The organism is Citrobacter freundii complex sp. 2024EL-00216 (assembly GCF_043945515.1).
In the GTDB taxonomy this organism is placed as follows: Bacteria; Pseudomonadota; Gammaproteobacteria; order Enterobacterales; family Enterobacteriaceae; genus Citrobacter; species Citrobacter portucalensis.
The window spans coordinates 69,811-88,752 of the sequence record NZ_JBIMRA010000007.1 but is presented as its reverse complement, the minus strand read 5'-3'; the positions used below and the strand labels follow the sequence as shown (position 1 = coordinate 88,752).

Here is an 18,942-nt window from a genome sequence, read left to right as displayed (position 1 = left end):
GAGCTCATGACGAAAGTCTGCGAAAACGGTGCTGGTAATATGCCTGGCAGGGGGGATACCCCTTAATACCCACTTATAAAGAATTTAACATTTGTATGATAAGTGAATTATTTAAAATCCTTTAAATTCAGAATATTACGTTAAAAAACAATATCCCACTTTGGGGGTATGTAAAAACCAACCTTCATTTTTCATCCCTGCATGCCTTGATCGTTATCAATTCTCACGCCCTTTCAGAGCGTTACCTTCGCTCTCAATCAAGCAATGTCGATTTATCAGAGAGCCGTCAGGCTCCTACAGGAGAAAACCGATGAGTAAATTCCTGGACCGGTTTCGCTACTTCAAGCAGAAGGGCGAAACCTTTGCCGATGGGCATGGCCAGCTTCTCAATACCAACAGGGACTGGGAGGACGGATACCGCCAGCGTTGGCAGCATGACAAAATCGTGCGTTCAACCCACGGGGTAAACTGCACGGGCTCATGCAGCTGGAAAATCTATGTGAAAAATGGTCTGGTGACCTGGGAGACCCAGCAAACTGACTACCCACGCACGCGTCCAGATATGCCTAACCACGAGCCTCGCGGCTGCCCACGTGGTGCAAGCTATTCCTGGTATCTCTACAGCGCTAACCGTCTGAAATACCCGCTGATGCGCAAACGTCTGATGAAGATGTGGCGTGAAGCAAAAAGACTGCACAGCGATCCGGTAGACGCATGGGCATCCATCATCGAAGACGCCGACAAAGCAAAAAGCTTCAAACAAGCGCGTGGTCGTGGTGGGTTTGTTCGTTCTTCCTGGCAGGAAGTGAATGAACTGATTGCTGCATCTAACGTTTACACCATCAAAACCTATGGCCCTGACCGCGTTGCAGGCTTCTCTCCGATCCCGGCGATGTCGATGGTTTCTTATGCTTCCGGTGCACGCTATATGTCGCTGATTGGCGGTACCTGCCTGAGCTTCTACGACTGGTACTGTGACCTACCGCCGGCTTCCCCGCAAACCTGGGGCGAGCAAACCGACGTACCGGAATCTGCCGACTGGTATAACTCCAGCTACATTCTTGCATGGGGCTCTAACGTACCGCAGACCCGTACTCCGGATGCACACTTCTTTACTGAAGTTCGCTATAAAGGCACCAAAACGGTAGCGATTACCCCGGACTACGCAGAAATCGCCAAACTTTGCGACCTGTGGCTGGCACCGAAGCAGGGAACCGATGCTGCGATGGCAATGGCGATGGGCCATGTCATGCTGCGCGAGTTCCACCTCGATAACCCGAGCCAGTACTTCACCGACTACGTTCGTCGTTATACTGACATGCCAATGCTGGTGATGCTCGAAGAGCGTGACGGTTACTATGCTGCTGGTCGTATGCTGCGTGCGGCGGATCTGGTCGACTCTCTGGGCCAGGAAAATAACCCAGAATGGAAAACTGTCGCTATCAACAGCAACGGCGAAATGGTTGCGCCAAACGGTTCAATTGGTTTCCGTTGGGGCGAAAAGGGCAAATGGAACCTTGAGCAACGCGACGGAACGTCCGGTGATGAAACCGAACTGCAGCTCAGCCTGCTGGGTAGCCAGGACGATATCGCTGAAGTGGGCTTCCCGTACTTTGGCGGCGAAGGTACCGAGCACTTCAGTAAAGTAGAGCTGGAAAATATTCTGCTGCACAAACTGCCGGTTAAACGCCTGCAGTTGGCCGATGGCTCTACCGCGCTGGTGACCACCGTTTACGACCTGACCATGGCTAACTATGGCCTGGAACGTGGTCTGAACGACGAAAACTGCGCGACCAGCTACGATGACGTGAAAGCGTACACGCCGGCATGGGCAGAAAAAATCACTGGCGTATCACGTTCTCAGATCGTGCGCATTGCCCGTGAATTTGCGGATAACGCCGATAAAACACACGGTCGTTCGATGATCATCGTCGGTGCGGGCCTGAACCACTGGTACCACCTCGATATGAACTATCGTGGCCTGATCAATATGCTGGTGTTCTGCGGTTGTATCGGTCAGAGCGGCGGCGGTTGGGCCCACTACGTCGGCCAGGAAAAACTGCGTCCGCAAACCGGCTGGCAGCCGCTGGCGTTTGCTCTTGACTGGCAGCGTCCGCCTCGTCATATGAACAGCACTTCCTACTTCTATAACCACTCCAGCCAATGGCGCTATGAGACGGTTACTGCGCAGGAACTGCTTTCCCCGATGGCAGACAAATCCCGCTACAGCGGTCATTTGATTGATTTTAACGTTCGCGCTGAACGTATGGGCTGGTTGCCATCTGCGCCGCAGTTAGGGACTAACCCACTGCGTATCGCCGAAGAAGCGCAGAAAGCAGGTATGACGCCGGTGGATTACACCGTTAAATCCCTGAAAGAAGGTTCTATTCGCTTTGCGGCAGAGCAGCCGGAAAACGGTAAAAACCATCCGCGCAACCTGTTTATCTGGCGTTCTAACCTGCTCGGTTCTTCCGGTAAAGGCCACGAGTACATGCTCAAGTATCTGCTGGGTACTGAACATGGCATTCAGGGCAAAGATCTCGGCCAGCAGAGCGGCGTGAAGCCTGAAGAAGTGGAATGGCAGGATAACGGCCTGGACGGCAAACTGGATCTGGTTGTCACGCTGGACTTCCGTCTGTCGAGCACCTGTCTGTATTCCGACATCGTGTTGCCGACCGCAACCTGGTATGAAAAAGACGATATGAATACCTCGGACATGCATCCGTTTATTCATCCTCTGTCTGCGGCCGTTGACCCGGCCTGGGAATCGAAGAGCGACTGGGAAATCTACAAAGCCATCGCCAAGAAATTCTCTGAAGTTTGCGTGGGTCATCTCGGTAAAGAAACCGACGTCGTTACGCTGCCAATTCAGCACGACTCTGCCGCAGAACTGGCACAACCGCTGGACGTGAAGGACTGGAAAAAAGGTGAATGTGACCTGATTCCTGGTGTTACCGCACCGCACATCATGACCGTTGAGCGTGATTATCCGGCAACCTACGAGCGTTTCACCTCCATCGGCCCGCTGATGGAAAAAATCGGTAACGGCGGTAAAGGGATTGCCTGGAATACCCAGAGCGAAATGGATCTGCTGCGTAAGCTCAATTACACCAAGGCTGAAGGTCCGGCAAAAGGCCAGCCTTGGCTTAATACCGCAATTGATGCAGCCGAGATGATCCTGACGCTGGCGCCGGAAACTAATGGTCAGGTAGCCGTTAAAGCCTGGGCTGCGCTGAGTGAATTTACCGGTCGTGACCATACGCATCTGGCGCTGAATAAAGAAGACGAAAAAATTCGCTTCCGCGATATTCAGGCGCAGCCGCGCAAAATTATCTCCAGCCCGACCTGGTCAGGACTGGAAGATGAACACGTGTCTTATAACGCCGGCTATACCAACGTTCACGAGCTGATCCCATGGCGTACGCTGTCTGGTCGCCAGCAGTTGTATCAGGATCATCAGTGGATGCGTGACTTTGGTGAAAGCCTGCTGGTTTACCGTCCGCCAATCGACACCCGTTCGGTGAAAGCGGTGATCGGCGAGAAATCTAACGGTAACCCGGAAAAAGCGCTCAACTTCCTGACGCCGCACCAGAAATGGGGTATCCACTCCACTTACAGCGACAACTTGCTGATGCTGACGCTGTCACGCGGTGGCCCGATTGTGTGGATGAGCGAAGTCGATGCGAAGGATCTGGGAATCGAAGATAACGACTGGATCGAAGTCTTCAACAGTAACGGTGCGCTGACGGCACGTGCAGTTGTCAGCCAGCGTGTACCGGCCGGGATGACCATGATGTACCACGCGCAGGAACGTATCGTTAACCTGCCGGGTTCAGAAATCACCCAGCAGCGCGGTGGGATCCACAACTCGGTGACCCGTATTACACCGAAACCGACCCATATGATCGGCGGCTATGCGCAGTTGGCCTACGGCTTTAACTACTACGGCACCGTCGGTTCAAACCGTGATGAGTTCGTAGTTGTACGTAAGATGAAGAACATTAACTGGTTGGATGGCGAAGGCAATGACCAGGTACAGGAGAGCGTAAAATGAAAATTCGTTCACAAGTCGGCATGGTGCTGAATCTCGATAAGTGCATCGGCTGCCACACCTGTTCAGTGACCTGTAAAAACGTCTGGACCAGCCGTGAAGGTATGGAGTACGCCTGGTTCAACAACGTCGAAAGTAAGCCTGGCGTTGGCTTCCCGAACGACTGGGAAAACCAGGAAAAATGGAAGGGCGGTTGGATCCGAAAAATCAACGGCAAACTGCAGCCGCGCATGGGTAACAAAGCGCTGCTGTTGGGTAAAATATTTGCTAACCCGCATCTGCCGGGCATGGATGATTACTACGAGCCGTTTGATTTTGACTACCAGACGTTGCATAACGCCCCGGCAGACAGCAAAGCGCAGCCGATTGCTCGTCCGCGCTCGCTGATCACCGGTCAGCGAATGGATAAAATCACCAGCGGTCCGAACTGGGAAGAAATTCTGGGCGGCGAGTTCGAAAAACGCGCCAAAGATCAGAACTTCGAAAACATGCAGAAGGCGATGTACGGTCAGTTCGAAAACACCTTCATGATGTACCTGCCGCGTCTGTGTGAGCACTGCCTTAATCCGGCGTGTGTGGCGACCTGTCCGAGCGGCGCTATCTACAAGCGTGAAGAAGATGGCATCGTGCTGATCGACCAGGACAAGTGCCGCGGCTGGCGTATGTGTATCACCGGCTGCCCGTACAAGAAGATCTACTTCAACTGGAAGAGCGGGAAATCTGAGAAGTGCATTTTCTGCTACCCGCGTATCGAAGCTGGTCAGCCGACCGTTTGCTCCGAAACCTGTGTAGGTCGTATCCGTTACCTCGGCGTACTGCTGTATGACGCAGATGCGATCGAAAGTGCAGCAAGCACCGAGCACGAGAAAGATCTGTACCAGCGTCAGCTGGACGTGTTCCTCGATCCGAACGATCCGGCTGTTATTGAACAGGCGCTGAAAGATGGTATTCCGCTGAGCGTCATTGATGCCGCACAGCAGTCTCCGGTTTACAAAATGGCGATGGACTGGAAGCTGGCGCTGCCGCTGCATCCGGAATACCGCACACTGCCGATGGTCTGGTATGTGCCGCCATTGTCACCGATTCAGTCAGCTGCTGATGCGGGCGAGCTGGGCAGCAACGGTATTCTGCCGGATGTTGACAGCCTGCGTATTCCGGTTCAGTACCTGGCGAACCTGCTGACTGCAGGTGACACCCAGCCGGTACTGTTGGCGCTGAAACGTATGCTGGCGATGCGTCACTACAAACGTGCGGAAACTGTTGACGGCAAAGTTGATACCCGTGCGCTGGAAGAGGTGGGCTTAAGCGAAGCACAGGCTCAGGAAATGTATCGTTACCTGGCAATCGCGAACTACGAAGATCGTTTCGTGGTACCGAGCAGCCATCGTGAACTGGCACGTGACGCGTTCCCGGAGAAAAGCGGTTGTGGCTTTACCTTCGGCGACGGTTGCCACGGTTCTGATACTAAATTCAATCTGTTCAACAGCCGCCGCATCGACGCTGTCGATGTGACCAGCAAAACGGAGCCGCACCAATGATTGAACTCGTCATTGTTTCGCGTCTGCTCGAGTACCCGGATGCTGCCTTGTGGCAGCATCAGCAGGAACTTTTCGATGCACTCGCGTCATCTGAGAACCTGGATAAAGAGGATGCCCAGACTCTGGGCGTTTTCCTGCGCGATCTAACCGCGCAGGACATGCTGGATGTGCAGGCCGCCTACAGCGAACTGTTTGACCGTGGCCGCGCGACATCGCTGCTGCTGTTTGAACATGTTCACGGTGAATCCCGCGATCGCGGTCAGGCTATGGTTGACCTGATGGCACAGTATGAGCAGCACGGTTTACAGCTCGACAGCCGCGAACTTCCCGATCATCTGCCGCTGTATCTGGAATACCTTGCGCAACTGCCGAAAAGCGAAGCGCTAGGTGGCTTACAGGATATTGCGCCGATTCTGGCGCTGCTTAGCGCTCGTTTGCAACAGCGTGAAAGCCGTTATGCGGTGCTGTTCGATTTGCTGTTAAAACTGGCGAATACCGTTATCGACAGCGATAAAGTGGCTGAAAAAATTGCGGATGAAGCCCGTGACGATACTCCACAAGCGCTGGATGCGGTCTGGGAAGAAGAGCAGGTGAAATTCTTCGCCGATCAGGGGTGTGGCGAGTCGGAAATCTCCGCTCACCAGCGTCGTTTTGCCGGGGCCGTTGCGCCGCAGTATCTGAATATCACCACCGGAGGACAGCAATAATGCACTTCCTGAATACGTTCTTCTTTGACATCTATCCGTACATCGCGGGTTCTGTCTTTCTGATCGGCAGCTGGCTGCGTTATGACTATGGGCAATATACATGGCGTGCGGCTTCCAGTCAGATGCTGGATCGCAAAGGGATGAACCTGGCGTCAAACCTGTTTCACATCGGGATCCTGGGAATCTTTGCTGGGCACTTCCTTGGCATGTTGACGCCGCACTGGATGTATGAAGCCTGGCTACCGCTTGAAGTGAAACAAAAGATGGCAATGTTTGCGGGCGGTGCCAGTGGCCTGATGTGTCTGATTGGTGGCGTACTGCTGCTGAAACGTCGTCTGTTCAGCCCACGCGTGCGGGCCACCACCACTGGAGCGGATATTCTGATCCTCTCACTGCTGGTGATCCAGTGTGCGCTGGGCCTGCTGACCATTCCGTTTTCCGCCCAGCATATGGACGGTAGCGAGATGATGAAGCTGGTGAACTGGGCGCAGACAGTGGTGACCTTCCAGGGCGGAGCGTCTCAGTATCTCGATGGTGTTGCGTTCATTTTCCGTATGCACCTGGTGCTGGGTATGACGCTGTTCCTGTTGTTCCCATTCTCTCGTCTGGTACACATCTGGAGCGTCCCGGTCGAATATCTGACACGCAAATACCAGATTGTTCGCGCGCGTCACTAATCGTATATTTGAGAATGACAAAACCCTGCTTCGGCGGGGTTTTTTTATGCCTGTTTGCCGGATGGCGGCGCAAGCGCCTTATCCGGCCTACGAAGGTATCAGCGAGCGCTGTAGGCCTGATAAGCGCAGCGCATCAGACAAATAGCGGGCACGTATCGAGTTCGTAGGCCTGATAAGTGCAGCGCATCAGACGAATAGCGGGCACGTATCGAGTTCGTAGGCCTGATAAGCGCAGCGCATCAGGCAAATTGCGGGCACGTGACGAGTTCGTAGGCCTGATAAGCGCAGCGCATCAGGCAAATTGCGGGCACGTGACGAGTTCGTAGGCCTGATAAGCGCAGCGCAGCAGACAAATTGCGGGCACGTGTCGAGTTCGTAGGCCTGATAAGCGTAGCACATCAGACAAATTACGGGCACATGTCGAGTTAGTAGGCCTGATAAGCATAGCGCATCAGGCAAATAAAAGGCATTGCTGAGGAATTGAGTGTGTTGCTTTATGAAGTGATGGTGGTGGGGGAAGGATTACTCAGCGCTACGCGCTTCGCCCTTCGGGTCGTTGCCTGTGGCAACGCTTTCTCGCTACGCTCGAATCGAACCTTAGTCGAAGCTTCTCATCCTTCCCGCATGGGCAGAATATGGGGCATTAGAGATTGATTTGCTGTTGGTGCTTCATGAAGTGATGGTGGTGGGGGAAGGATTCGAACCTTCGAAGTCGATGACGGCAGATTTACAGTCTGCTCCCTTTGGCCGCTCGGGAACCCCACCAGGGGTAATTCAAATTGTAGGCAGTGCTATAAGATAGTGGTGGGGGAAGGATTATTCGTCGCTTCGCTCCTCACCCTTCGGGTCGTTGCCGTTGGCAACGTTCTCTCGCTTTCGCTCGAGTCGAACCTTAATCGAAGGCTCTCACTCTTCCCCGACAAGTGCAAACTTCTGCATTACTCACCGGGATAACTACATCGCTGTAGTAAATAATGGTGGTGGGGGAAGGATTCGAACCTTCGAAGTCGATGACGGCAGATTTACAGTCTGCTCCCTTTGGCCGCTCGGGAACCCCACCACGGGGTAATGCTAATTACTGGCCTGCTTCCGTTGGAAGCGGGGCGCATCATATCAAATGATGCGCCCCTGTAAAGCATTCCGTTGATAAAAAAGAACTGGTTGCCTGATTTTTACACGTAAAGATGTAAAGGTAACCAATTAACTTATCAATCGATTACAGAATAATCGTTCGGTTACCGTAAACAAAGACGCGTTGAGCCAGAACCTGATACAGCGCACGGCTTAATACATTTTTTTCAACGTCGCGACCCGCGCGCATCATATCTTCGGCGGTGTAGGTGTGATCAACATGGATCACGTCCTGCATAATGATTGGGCCTTCATCGAGGTTATCATTCACGTAGTGGGCCGTCGCACCGATGATCTTCACGCCGCGTTCATAAGCTTGATGGTACGGACGAGCACCAATGAATGCTGGCAGGAATGAATGGTGAATATTGATAATCTTATTCGGGAAGCGTGAAACAAATGTCGGGGTCAGAACGCGCATGTATTTAGCCAGCACGACATAGTCCGGCTGGTGGGCGTCGATAGCATCAGCCATTTTCTCATCATGTTCGTCACGTGTTAAACCTTCATGGCTCATCAGCTCAAACGGAATATCAAACCGTTCAACCAGAGGACGCAAGGTCTCGTGATTGCCGATCACCGCGGCGATTTCAACATCCAGCCCGCCATAATTGGCCTTCATTAATAAATCGCCCAGGCAATGCGCTTCCTTGGTGACCAAAATGACGATGCGGCGGCGGCCTGCTGGGGTTAATTCACGAATCGAGCCTTCAGGTAAGGCGCTGTCCAGATCGGCAAGAAGCGTGACGTCGTTAAAAATGCCCTCCAGTTCGGTGCGCATAAAAAAGCGTCCGGTACGGTGGTCCACAAACTCATTGTTCTGCACGATGTTCAGTTCATGCTTGTAACAGATATTCGTAATGCGCGCGATCAGACCTTTTTGGTCCGGGCAAATAGTACGCAGCACTTTTCGTTGTAATGAATGCATTTGCAGCGGTGATCCTGTTGAGAATGTTTGCAAAATTGATACTGTCGGGCGTTGATTAGCCGCAGCACTTTTTAAATTTTTTACCTGAGCCACAAGGGCAGGTATCGTTTCGTCCAATTTGAGGGCGTGTACCGTCTATATAGTACCACTGACCGTTTTCTTTTAAAAAACGAGAGCGCTCGATAATTGCACCTGTTTTACCTTGTTCAGAAAACCGTGCGACAAAACTGACGTAGCCGATATTTTCTGTGTCTGCCGTCTCTTGTTCAAAAACGGTCAGTCCAAGCCATTCGGTATGAGTAAATCCTGCGATAATGTCGTCGCGAAACTCGGCCGCATGGCAATCCGGATGCCAGGTTCTGATAAGGTAATCTGCGTCTTTCATCACAAAAGCACAGTAACGAGAACGCATGAGGTGTGACGGCGTAGGTGCTACTTGCGCGCCGGACACATAACGGTAGCAACATAGGCTATACTCGACAGCGCTACCACAGGGACAAAGCTGAGACACAAAGTACTCCCTGGAATATAAAAACGGCGTAAAAACGCCAGAGTGGCACTATGTTAACTGAGCGGTAGCGATGTTGCTACGTCTGCAAGCCAGGGGAAGTTTGTACGTATAATGAGAAAAATAAAAATTGGGCTGGCGCTAGGTTCCGGCGCGGCGCGAGGTTGGTCGCATATTGGCGTTATTAAAGCCCTTAAGCATATGGGCATTGATGTTGATATCGTGGCAGGGTGCTCCATCGGTTCGTTGGTTGGCGCTGCCTACGCCTGCAATAAGCTGCCTGCTCTCGAAAAGTGGGTCTGTTCTTTCAGCTATTGGGATGTTTTACGGTTGATGGATCTCTCGTGGCGCAGGGGAGGTTTACTGCGCGGTGAACGGGTATTCAATCAGTACCGTAATGTGATGCCGGTAGAAGCAATTGAGCAATGTACTCGCCGTTTCGCAACAGTGGCCACCAATCTGAGTACGGGTCGGGAACTTTGGTTCACCGAAGGTGATTTACATCTGGCTGTTCGGGCCTCCTGCAGTATTCCTGGCCTGATGTCACCTGTGGCGCACAATGGTTACTGGCTGGTCGATGGTGCGGTGGTGAATCCTGTCCCTGTCTCCCTGACTCGCGCGTTGGGGGCCGATATTGTTATAGCGGTCGACCTGCAACACGATGCGCATCTCATGCAACAAGATTTACTCTCCTTCAACGTCAATAGCGATGCCGAATCGGGTGATGATGCTGACGAACTCTCATGGCATGCCCGTCTGAAAGAACGCTTGAGCAACATTACGGCCAGGCGTGCAGTAACTGCACCCACGGCGATGGAGATTATGACGACGTCTATTCAGGTTCTGGAAAACCGACTGAAACGTAACCGCATGGCCGGTGACCCTCCAGACATTCTGATTCAGCCGTTTTGTCCACAAATATCCACGCTGGATTTTCACCGCGCCAGTGCGGCAATTGCTGCCGGGCAGTTAGCGGTCGAGAAGAAAATGGATGAGCTTCTACCCCTGGTGAAAACCAACGTCTAACGCATTTTTTATCAACACTTAAGCTAATTCTGACAGGCGTGAGTGGCAATAGCATGCCACTATTTATTAAAGCCAGTCAGGGGGGAGAATATGACGCAGCCATTGGTCGGAAAACAGATTCTTATCGTTGAGGATGAGCCGGTATTTCGCTCACTCATGGACTCATGGTTTTCCTCTTTGGGAGCGACAACGGCGGTAGCTGGTGACGGACTTGAAGCACTGGACTTGCTTGGGCATTTTAAACCCGACCTGATGATCTGCGACCTGGCTATGCCAAGAATGAACGGTCTCAAACTGGTTGAGTATTTACGTAATCGTGGCGATCAGACCCCGATACTGGTGATTTCTGCGACGGAAAACATGTCCGACATAGCCAAAGCGCTACGACTCGGTGTGGATGACGTCCTGTTGAAGCCGGTGAAAGACCTTAATCGCTTGCGAGAAACCGTCTTTGCATGTCTTTATCCCAACATGTTTAATTCACGCGTGGAAGAAGAAGAGCGGCTATTTCGCGACTGGGATGCGATGGTGGACGATCCTGCCGCCGCCGCGAAGCTGCTAAAAGAATTACAGCCTCCAGTGTCGCAAGTGATTTCGCACTGTCGCATTAACTATCGACAATTGGTGGCAGCCGACCAACCGGGGCTAGTGCTGGATATTGCGCCGCTGTCGGATCATGACCTTGCATTCTATTGCCTTGATGTGACGCGTGCAGGGGATAATGGCGTGCTGGCTGCATTATTACTGCGGGCGCTATTTAATGGTTTACTGCAGGAGCAACTGACACAACAAAATCAACGGTTGCCGGAGTTGGGTACGTTATTGAAACAGGTAAATCATTTGTTGCGGCAAGCCAATTTACCAGGGCAGTTTCCCTTGCTGGTGGGGTATTACCACAGCGGATTAAAAAATCTGATTCTGGTATCGGCAGGGCTGAATGCGACATTAAATACAGGTTCCCACCAAGTGCAAATCAGCAATGGCGTTCCGCTGGGTACCTTAGGTAATACGTATCTTAATCAGCTGAGCCAACATTGTGAGTCATGGCAATGCCAAATTTGGGGGGCGGGAGGTCGCCTGCGCTTGATGTTGTCTGCGGAATGAACAATTGAGAGGCGTGCAAATGAAATTGGTTCACCCTCCCCATGTTGCGAGTGCTACTATCAACGCCAGATTTATTCGTATTTATCTTAATTATACCGACGCGCGTCCTTTTCAGACCAGAAGCTTGTCGCTGTACTGATATACTCGGATGCGATACAGAATGATGAACACGTTCAATACATGAACAGTCCAGGAGAGTTTTAAATGGCTGCCCTTAATTCAAAAGTCAAAAAAGCCGTTATCCCGGTTGCGGGATTAGGAACCAGGATGTTACCGGCTACGAAAGCAATCCCGAAAGAGATGCTACCGTTGGTTGATAAGCCATTAATTCAGTACGTCGTAAACGAATGTATTGCTGCGGGCATCACTGAAATTGTACTTGTAACTCACTCGTCTAAAAATTCCATTGAAAACCACTTTGATACCAGCTTTGAACTTGAAGCGATGCTGGAAAAACGTGTAAAACGCCAGCTGCTGGAAGAAGTGCAATCTATTTGCCCGCCACATGTGACTATTATGCAGGTGCGTCAGGGGCTGGCTAAAGGTCTGGGCCACGCGGTATTGTGCGCGCACCCTGTGGTTGGCGATGAACCGGTAGCTGTAATCCTGCCGGACGTAATTCTTGACGAATACGAATCTGATTTATCCCGCGACAACCTTGCCGAAATGATTCATCGTTTTGATGAAACAGGTAGCAGCCAGATTATGGTTGAACCGGTAGAAGATGTTACGGCTTATGGTGTTGTGGATTGTAAAGGCGTTGAATTATCCCCGGGCGAAAGCGTCCCGATGGTTGGCGTGGTTGAAAAACCAAAAGCTGATGTTGCGCCTTCTAATCTGGCCGTTGTGGGTCGTTACGTTCTTAGTGCCGATATCTGGCCTCTGCTGGCTAAAACCCCTCCGGGAGCGGGTGATGAAATTCAGCTGACAGATGCTATCGATATGCTGATTGAAAAAGAGACGGTTGAAGCTTATCACATGAAGGGCAAAAGCCATGACTGTGGTAATAAACTGGGCTATATGCAGGCGTTCGTTGAATATGGTATTCGCCATAATACTCTCGGCGCCGAATTTAAAGCCTGGCTGGAAGACGAGATGGGTATTAAGAAGTAACCTTCTGGTATTATCTGGTCAGAACGGCGCTGTATTAACAGCGCCGTTTTTTTATACCTAATCCGGGTAGGGTTGAGCGAAGTACCGGTAAAAAAAATCCCGCCAGTGGCGGGATTTTAAGCAAACTATTTCTGAATTATTCCTTGATCAGGAAATCGTCCAGTTGTTTACCTTGTTCTTCCATCGCTTTTTTGATCACTGCCGGTGTACGGCCCTGGCCAGTCCAGGTTTTAGTTTCACCGTTTTCGTCAACATAGCTATATTTAGCCGGACGTGCAGCGCGTTTAGCTTTGGTGCCAGATTTAACAGCAGCCATGCTATTCAGCAATTCGTTCGGATCAATGCCGTCAGCGATCAGCATTTCACGATATTGTTGCAGTTTACGAGTACGTTCTTCAACTTCAGCAGCAGCAGCGCTTTCTTCTTCGCGACGCTCGCTAACTACAACTTCTAATTTTTCCAGCATTTCTTCAAGCGTTTCCAGAGTGCATTCTCTTGCCTGCGCACGAAGAGTACGGATGTTGTTCAGAATTTTAAGTGCTTCGCTCATTGTAGTAATCTCAAACTTATATTGGGGTGGTTTGTTGAGCTAATAATAGAGCGATAAATTCAGTTGTGCAATAGCCAGGAATGTAAGGAATTCAAAATTGCGCTTTATTTAGTATCAGAATTAATTCTCCTGTCTTAAATTCCCCATGATGTTGGGCATAAAAAAGGCTTATTGACGAGGGGGCTTCTCAGCGGCTGAGAGTAAAAATTCAAGATTCAGGTCACATTTTATGGTGTACAAATAGTATCTCTTTGCAGTGATTTCAACCTTTTGTATTAGTTTTGCTTACGTGAATTCGCTAATACACGGCGACAGTGGGTAGATTCAATAACAATATGGGAAGGGTTTCTTTATTGCCGTATGATGATAAGTGACATTGATAAATTTCATGAGCACTATTTGTGAAAGAGTGTGTATATACGCGTCCGAGTTCAGGCTGTTTGGTCGATGGTTGTATGCTCTCTCACTATCCGTTACTTAAATTCAGGCGGCACTGTGCCAGCTTGCCCGCTCATTTATACGCCTTTGTGGCCAACGCTACACCGACATGTTCGTGAAATATGATACAATCCAGCCCATATTTATTTCCCCTGGTGAGGGCCTTCGGTCAATGGCACAACTATATTTTTACTATTCTGCAATGAACGCAGGTAAGTCGACTGCATTGTTGCAATCTTCGTACAATTATCAGGAACGTGGGATGCGTGCCGTTGTATATACAGCGGAAATTGATGACCGTTTTGGTGCTGGAAAAGTAAGTTCACGTATAGGTCTGTCGTCACCTGCAAAATTGTTTAACCAAAATTCATCATTGTTCGAAGAGATTCGCGCCGAGAATGCGCAGCAAAGAATTCACTGTGTACTGGTCGATGAGTCTCAGTTTCTGACCCGACAACAGGTTTATGAATTATCTGAAGTTGTCGATCAACTGGATATTCCTGTTTTGTGTTACGGCTTACGCACTGATTTTCGTGGTGAGTTATTTGGTGGCAGCGAATACCTGCTTGCCTGGTCAGATAAACTGGTTGAATTAAAGACCATTTGTTTCTGTGGCCGTAAGGCCAGCATGGTATTACGCCTTGATCAGGCTGGAAGACCTTATAACGAGGGCGAGCAGGTGGTTATCGGCGGGAATGAACGCTATGTGTCGGTATGTCGTAAACACTACAAACAAGCGCAGTCTGAGGGCTCTCTGACAGCGATACAAGAACGACACAGCCACGATTAACCCTGTACTCTTCTGAGCGCTTATAAACACAGGGTAGGCCGGAACCTTCGTCAATGTTCTCTACCCTGTCAGACTCTTTTCTGACGGCTGGTCTCACATCTTCCTGAATACATCTCTTACACTGCCATTCTATTCACATGGTTAAATTGTGTATTCCCCGATTTTCATAACACAAGACGAAAAAAACGGCCCCAATTGGGACCGTTTATGATGAAGCTAAAACTTATCTGAGCAAATTAAGCGGATTTCTTCGCTTTCTTTTCTGCTTTCGGTGCAGCTACTGCTTCAGTCTTAGCGGCGGTCTGACCTTCGCTATACTCACGACCGTAGTAGGTATCCAGCAGGATCTGTTTCAGTTCAGAAATCAGCGGGTAACGTGGGTTAGCACCAGTACACTGATCGTCAAACGCATCTTCAGACAGTTTGTCCACGTGTGCCAGGAAGTCAGCTTCCTGAACGCCAGCTTCACGGATAGACTTAGGAATACCCAGTTCAGCTTTGATTTCTTCCAACCAGCCCAGCAGTTTCTGGATTTTCGCGGCAGTACGGTCACCCGGTGCGCTCAGACCCAGATGGTCTGCGATTTCAGCGTAGCGACGGCGTGCCTGCGGACGGTCGTACTGGCTGAATGCAGTCTGTTTAGTCGGGTTGTCGTTCGCGTTATAACGAATAACGTTGCTGATCAGCAGGGCGTTCGCCAGACCGTGAGGAATGTGGAACTGAGAACCCAGTTTGTGCGCCATTGAGTGACATACACCCAGGAAGGCGTTAGCAAACGCGATACCAGCGATAGTTGCTGCACTGTGTACACGCTCACGCGCTACCGGGTTCTTAGAACCTTCATGGTAAGACGCTGGCAGGTTTTCTTTCAGCAATTTCAGCGCTTGCAGAGCCTGACCGTCAGAGAACTCAGAAGCCAGTACTGAAACGTAAGCTTCCAGAGCGTGAGTGACGGCATCCAGACCACCGAACGCACACAGTGACTTCGGCATATCCATAACCAGGTTGGCGTCAACAATCGCCATATCCGGAGTCAGCGCGTAGTCTGCCAGCGGGTATTTCTGCCCAGTTGCATCGTCGGTAACGACCGCAAACGGAGTCACTTCAGAACCGGTACCGGAAGTGGTGGTAACTGCAACCATCTTCGCTTTTACGCCCATTTTCGGGAACTTGTAGATACGTTTACGGATGTCCATAAAGCGCAGTGCCAGTTCTTCGAAGTGAGTTTCCGGATGCTCGTACATAACCCACATGATTTTCGCGGCGTCCATCGGGGAACCACCACCCAGTGCGATGATTACGTCTGGTTTGAAGGAGTTAGCCAGCTCAGCACCTTTGCGAACAACGGTCAGAGTCGGGTCAGCTTCAACTTCAAAGAACACTTCGGTTTCAACGCCAGCAGCTTTCAGAACGGAGGTGATCTGGTCTGCATAACCGTTGTTGAACAGGAAGCGGTCGGTCACGATCAGCGCACGTTTGTGACCATCGGTAATCACTTCATCCAGTGCGATTGGCAGAGAGCCACGACGGAAGTAGATAGATTTCGGAAGTTTGTGCCACAACATGTTTTCAGCTCGCTTAGCAACGGTTTTCTTGTTGATCAGGTGCTTAGGACCAACGTTTTCAGAGATGGAGTTACCACCCCAGGAACCACAACCCAGAGTCAGGGAAGGTGCGAGTTTGAAGTTGTACAGGTCACCGATACCACCCTGAGAAGCAGGGGTGTTGATCAGGATTCGTGCGGTTTTCATCATCTGACCGAAGTAAGCAACACGCTCTGGCTGGTTGTCCTGGTCAGTGTACAGGCAAGAGGTATGACCGATACCGCCCATCGCAACCAGTTTTTCAGCTTTGATAACTGCGTCTTCGAAGTCCTTCGCACGGTACATTGCCAGCGTCGGAGACAGTTTCTCGTGAGCAAACGGTTCGCTTTCGTCAACAACCTTCACTTCACCGATCAGAATCTTGGTGGTTTCTGGTACGGAGAAGCCTGCCAGTTCAGCAATCTTGTATGCCGGCTGACCAACGATAGCTGCGTTCAGCGCGCCATTTTTCAGGATAACGTCCTGGACTGCTTTCAGCTCTTTGCCCTGCAGCATGTAGCCGCCGTGAGTCGCAAAACGCTCACGTACTGCATCATATACGGAGTCAACCACGACGACAGACTGCTCAGAAGCACAGATTACGCCGTTATCGAAGGTTTTAGACATCAGAACAGATGCAACAGCACGTTTGATATCAGCGGTTTCGTCGATAACCACAGGGGTGTTACCTGCGCCTACGCCGATAGCCGGTTTACCGGAGCTGTATGCCGCTTTAACCATGCCTGGACCACCGGTCGCAAGGATCAGGTTGATGTCCGGGTGGTGCATCAGCGCGTTAGACAGTTCAACGGAAGGTTGATCGATCCAGCCGATCAGATCTTTCGGTGCGCCAGCAGCGATTGCTGCTTGCAGAACGATGTCAGCTGCTTTGTTAGTTGCATCTTTTGCGCGCGGATGCGGAGAGAAGATGATGGCGTTACGGGTCTTCAGGCTGATCAGTGATTTGAAGATTGCAGTAGAAGTCGGGTTAGTGGTTGGAACGATACCGCAGATGATACCAATCGGTTCAGCAATGGTAATGGTACCAAAAGTGTCGTCTTCAGACAGCACACCACAGGTTTTTTCATCTTTGTAAGCGTTGTAAATGTATTCAGAAGCGAAGTGGTTTTTAATCACTTTATCTTCGACAATACCCATGCCGGATTCGGCAACGGCCATTTTCGCGAGAGGAATTCGAGCGTCTGCGGCAGCCAGAGCGGCGGCACGGAAGATTTTGTCAACCTGTTCTTGAGTGAAACTGGCATATTCACGCTGGGCTTTTTTTACGCGCTCTACAAGTGCGTTAAGTTCAGCGACATTAGTAACAGCCATGATGCTCTCCTGATAATGTTAAACTTTTTTAGTAAATCATCTGCTCGATACGAGAGTATAGACAGACCGACGAAAATTTGTGTAATGGTTTGAAAATCAAACGGTTAATTAACGTCCACTTTACTTTGATTTACTAAAAGAGCTTATACGCTAGCGCCTGTTAACTCTAACGCGTTACCTCCAGGTGGCGTAAGCAAGATTACTCACTTCTGAGTAGTAATTGCGTGATCTGGATCAAAAATTCGCAAAGCTGACACCTTTCAGCAGGCCCTTTTAGCGTTTCTCGTTAAGTGTTAATAAATTGACGTAATGAATGCTAATAACATTAGCATATTTAATACATATTAATAACACTGAGTATTGGTAGCGTATTTACATTGATATACGAAGATAGAAGGTGAAGTATGCTGACAAAAGGCGTATCTTCAGCGCGGATTTTATCAATTTTATGACTCATTTTATCCGGCTAACGCTTCGGAGCTAACCGTGATCCAAACGCTATTTGATTTTCCTGTCTATTTTAAATTTTTCATTGGGTTATTTGCGTTGGTCAACCCGGTAGGGATCATCCCCGTCTTTATCAGTATGACCAGCTATCAAACTGCCGCAGCACGAAACAAAACCAACCTCACGGCAAACCTTTCGGTCGCAATCATCCTGTGGACTTCGCTGTTTCTTGGTGATGGTATTCTGCAACTTTTCGGCATCTCAATTGACTCGTTCAGGATCGCTGGCGGTATTCTGGTTGTGACTATCGCGATGTCAATGATTAGCGGAAAACTAGGGGAAGATAAACAAAACAAACAGGAAAAATCAGAAACCGCAATCCGTGAAAGTATCGGCGTTGTACCGTTGGCATTGCCGTTGATGGCGGGACCGGGTGCGATAAGCTCAACTATTGTCTGGGGTACGCGATATCATAGTGCGATTAACCTGTTTGGCTTTTTTGTAGCGATTGCGTTGTTTGCCCTGTGCTGCTGGGGGCTGTTCCGCATGGCACCATGGTTAGTGCGCCTGTTGGGCCAAACCGGTATCAACGTCATTACGCGTATTATGGGGCTGCTGTTAATGGCTTTGGGTATCGAATTTATCGTTACAGGCATCAAATCCATTTTCCCTGGTTTGCTGGCCTGAAACCTCTCTTCTGTGCAAACGGAGTCGTGTCCGGCTCCGTTTCATTTCATTATCAGTAAAACTTCTCACTAAAGTTGAAAATCAGCAGAGCAATAATAAAAAATGCTGATGATTAACTCTCCTGTTAGCCATTGATTCTAAAGATATAACACGTCCCAGTACGCCCGGCGAAGACCGATACTGCTGTTATTTTATTAACATCATACTCTGGGGCTTGCTGAAGGATTATCGAAATGTTATTAGTTATTTCAGCCTTTATTTCAGATGAATGTGCTAATTAATAACCAATTGTTAAATTTATGTGCATTTTGACATGGCGTTGACTTAGGAAA

General features: G+C 50.1%; 13 protein-coding genes, 2 tRNA genes and 2 other RNA genes. 9 read left to right on the top strand and 8 right to left on the bottom strand.

The window, feature by feature from the left end; genetic code table 11:
* Positions 1 to 310 precede the first annotated feature (310 nt).
* From ACHHZ7_RS11210 to narI, 4 genes are read left to right on the top strand one after another with little or no spacing between them, the layout of a single operon-like run.
* Positions 311 to 4,054: a nitrate reductase subunit alpha gene (locus tag ACHHZ7_RS11210; RefSeq protein WP_008784960.1), complete on the top strand. Its 3,744-nt coding sequence runs from the start codon at positions 311 to 313 to the stop codon at positions 4,052 to 4,054.
* Positions 4,051 to 5,589, top strand: coding sequence for a nitrate reductase subunit beta (gene narH / locus ACHHZ7_RS11205; protein WP_003833388.1), 1,539 nt, complete (start codon positions 4,051 to 4,053; stop codon positions 5,587 to 5,589). The genes ACHHZ7_RS11210 and narH overlap by 4 nt, the downstream gene beginning before the upstream one ends.
* Positions 5,586 to 6,296 carry a nitrate reductase molybdenum cofactor assembly chaperone gene (gene narJ / locus ACHHZ7_RS11200; protein ID WP_008784959.1) on the top strand — a complete coding sequence of 237 codons (711 nt, stop codon included), beginning with the start codon at positions 5,586 to 5,588 and terminating at the stop codon, positions 6,294 to 6,296. Before narH ends, narJ begins: the two co-directional genes overlap by 4 nt.
* On the top strand, positions 6,296 to 6,973 hold the full coding sequence (narI, locus tag ACHHZ7_RS11195; protein ID WP_003833386.1) for a respiratory nitrate reductase subunit gamma: 678 nt from the start codon (positions 6,296 to 6,298) through the stop codon (positions 6,971 to 6,973). The genes narJ and narI overlap by 1 nt, the downstream gene beginning before the upstream one ends.
* Before the next feature lie 505 nt (positions 6,974 to 7,478).
* Here narI and ACHHZ7_RS11190 read toward each other — a convergent pair.
* The 6 genes from ACHHZ7_RS11190 to ACHHZ7_RS11165 all read right to left on the bottom strand — a co-directional run bounded on the left by ACHHZ7_RS11190 (position 7,479) and on the right by ACHHZ7_RS11165 (position 9,543).
* Positions 7,479 to 7,609: non-coding RNA, RtT sRNA (locus ACHHZ7_RS11190), on the bottom strand.
* A gap of 44 nt (positions 7,610 to 7,653) precedes the next feature.
* Positions 7,654 to 7,738: transfer RNA gene (locus ACHHZ7_RS11185), tRNA-Tyr, on the bottom strand.
* A gap of 34 nt (positions 7,739 to 7,772) precedes the next feature.
* Positions 7,773 to 7,904: non-coding RNA, RtT sRNA (locus tag ACHHZ7_RS11180), on the bottom strand.
* A gap of 44 nt (positions 7,905 to 7,948) precedes the next feature.
* Positions 7,949 to 8,033: transfer RNA gene (locus tag ACHHZ7_RS11175), tRNA-Tyr, on the bottom strand.
* Between the two features lie 156 nt (positions 8,034 to 8,189).
* Positions 8,190 to 9,032, bottom strand: a complete 843-nt coding sequence (gene purU / locus ACHHZ7_RS11170; RefSeq protein ID WP_060682119.1) for a formyltetrahydrofolate deformylase — start codon at positions 9,030 to 9,032, stop codon at positions 8,190 to 8,192.
* Between the two features lie 55 nt (positions 9,033 to 9,087).
* Positions 9,088 to 9,543, bottom strand: a complete 456-nt coding sequence (locus ACHHZ7_RS11165; protein ID WP_008784957.1) for a YchJ family protein — start codon at positions 9,541 to 9,543, stop codon at positions 9,088 to 9,090.
* Positions 9,544 to 9,654: 111 nt separating this feature from the next.
* Here ACHHZ7_RS11165 and rssA point away from each other — a divergent pair, with 111 nt between their 5' ends.
* From rssA to galU, 3 genes are all read left to right on the top strand, one after another.
* Positions 9,655 to 10,566, top strand: coding sequence for a patatin-like phospholipase RssA (gene rssA / locus ACHHZ7_RS11160; protein ID WP_008784956.1), 912 nt, complete (start codon positions 9,655 to 9,657; stop codon positions 10,564 to 10,566).
* A gap of 90 nt (positions 10,567 to 10,656) precedes the next feature.
* Positions 10,657 to 11,670, top strand: coding sequence for a two-component system response regulator RssB (rssB, locus tag ACHHZ7_RS11155; protein ID WP_032943688.1), 1,014 nt, complete (start codon positions 10,657 to 10,659; stop codon positions 11,668 to 11,670).
* Between the two features lie 204 nt (positions 11,671 to 11,874).
* Complete coding sequence (galU, locus tag ACHHZ7_RS11150) at positions 11,875 to 12,783, top strand: UTP--glucose-1-phosphate uridylyltransferase GalU (RefSeq protein ID WP_003020727.1); 909 nt, start codon at positions 11,875 to 11,877, stop codon at positions 12,781 to 12,783.
* A 136-nt stretch (positions 12,784 to 12,919) separates the two neighbouring features.
* On the opposite strand, the gene hns is transcribed toward galU, so the two are convergent.
* Entirely contained in the window at positions 12,920 to 13,333 is a 414-nt protein-coding gene (gene hns / locus ACHHZ7_RS11145) for a histone-like nucleoid-structuring protein H-NS (RefSeq protein ID WP_003020723.1), read from the bottom strand.
* A 610-nt stretch (positions 13,334 to 13,943) separates the two neighbouring features.
* Here hns and tdk point away from each other — a divergent pair.
* On the top strand, positions 13,944 to 14,561 hold the full coding sequence (gene tdk, locus ACHHZ7_RS11140; RefSeq protein ID WP_008784954.1) for a thymidine kinase: 618 nt from the start codon (positions 13,944 to 13,946) through the stop codon (positions 14,559 to 14,561).
* A 236-nt stretch (positions 14,562 to 14,797) separates the two neighbouring features.
* On the opposite strand, the gene adhE is transcribed toward tdk, so the two are convergent.
* Positions 14,798 to 17,476: a bifunctional acetaldehyde-CoA/alcohol dehydrogenase gene (gene adhE, locus ACHHZ7_RS11135; protein ID WP_008784953.1), complete on the bottom strand. Its 2,679-nt coding sequence runs from the start codon at positions 17,474 to 17,476 to the stop codon at positions 14,798 to 14,800.
* Between the two features lie 486 nt (positions 17,477 to 17,962).
* Between adhE and ychE the strand changes: the two genes are divergently transcribed.
* Positions 17,963 to 18,610: an NAAT family transporter YchE gene (ychE, locus tag ACHHZ7_RS11130; protein WP_003020714.1), complete on the top strand. Its 648-nt coding sequence runs from the start codon at positions 17,963 to 17,965 to the stop codon at positions 18,608 to 18,610.
* Positions 18,611 to 18,942: the final 332 nt, after the last annotated feature.

What these genes read in the sequence shown, in the direction of transcription:
- ACHHZ7_RS11210 (WP_008784960.1), top strand. Translation starts at nt 311, where the DNA reads ATGAGTAAATTCCTGGACCGGTTTCGCTACTTCAAGCAGAAGGGCGAA.
- narH (WP_003833388.1), top strand. Translation starts at nt 4,051, where the DNA reads ATGAAAATTCGTTCACAAGTCGGCATGGTGCTGAATCTCGATAAGTGC.
- narJ (WP_008784959.1), top strand. Translation starts at nt 5,586, where the DNA reads ATGATTGAACTCGTCATTGTTTCGCGTCTGCTCGAGTACCCGGATGCT.
- narI (WP_003833386.1), top strand. Translation starts at nt 6,296, where the DNA reads ATGCACTTCCTGAATACGTTCTTCTTTGACATCTATCCGTACATCGCG.
- purU (WP_060682119.1), bottom strand. Translation starts at nt 9,032, where the DNA reads ATGCATTCATTACAACGAAAAGTGCTGCGTACTATTTGCCCGGACCAA.
- rssA (WP_008784956.1), top strand. Translation starts at nt 9,655, where the DNA reads ATGAGAAAAATAAAAATTGGGCTGGCGCTAGGTTCCGGCGCGGCGCGA.
- rssB (WP_032943688.1), top strand. Translation starts at nt 10,657, where the DNA reads ATGACGCAGCCATTGGTCGGAAAACAGATTCTTATCGTTGAGGATGAG.
- galU (WP_003020727.1), top strand. Translation starts at nt 11,875, where the DNA reads ATGGCTGCCCTTAATTCAAAAGTCAAAAAAGCCGTTATCCCGGTTGCG.
- hns (WP_003020723.1), bottom strand. Translation starts at nt 13,333, where the DNA reads ATGAGCGAAGCACTTAAAATTCTGAACAACATCCGTACTCTTCGTGCG.
- tdk (WP_008784954.1), top strand. Translation starts at nt 13,944, where the DNA reads ATGGCACAACTATATTTTTACTATTCTGCAATGAACGCAGGTAAGTCG.
- adhE (WP_008784953.1), bottom strand. Translation starts at nt 17,476, where the DNA reads ATGGCTGTTACTAATGTCGCTGAACTTAACGCACTTGTAGAGCGCGTA.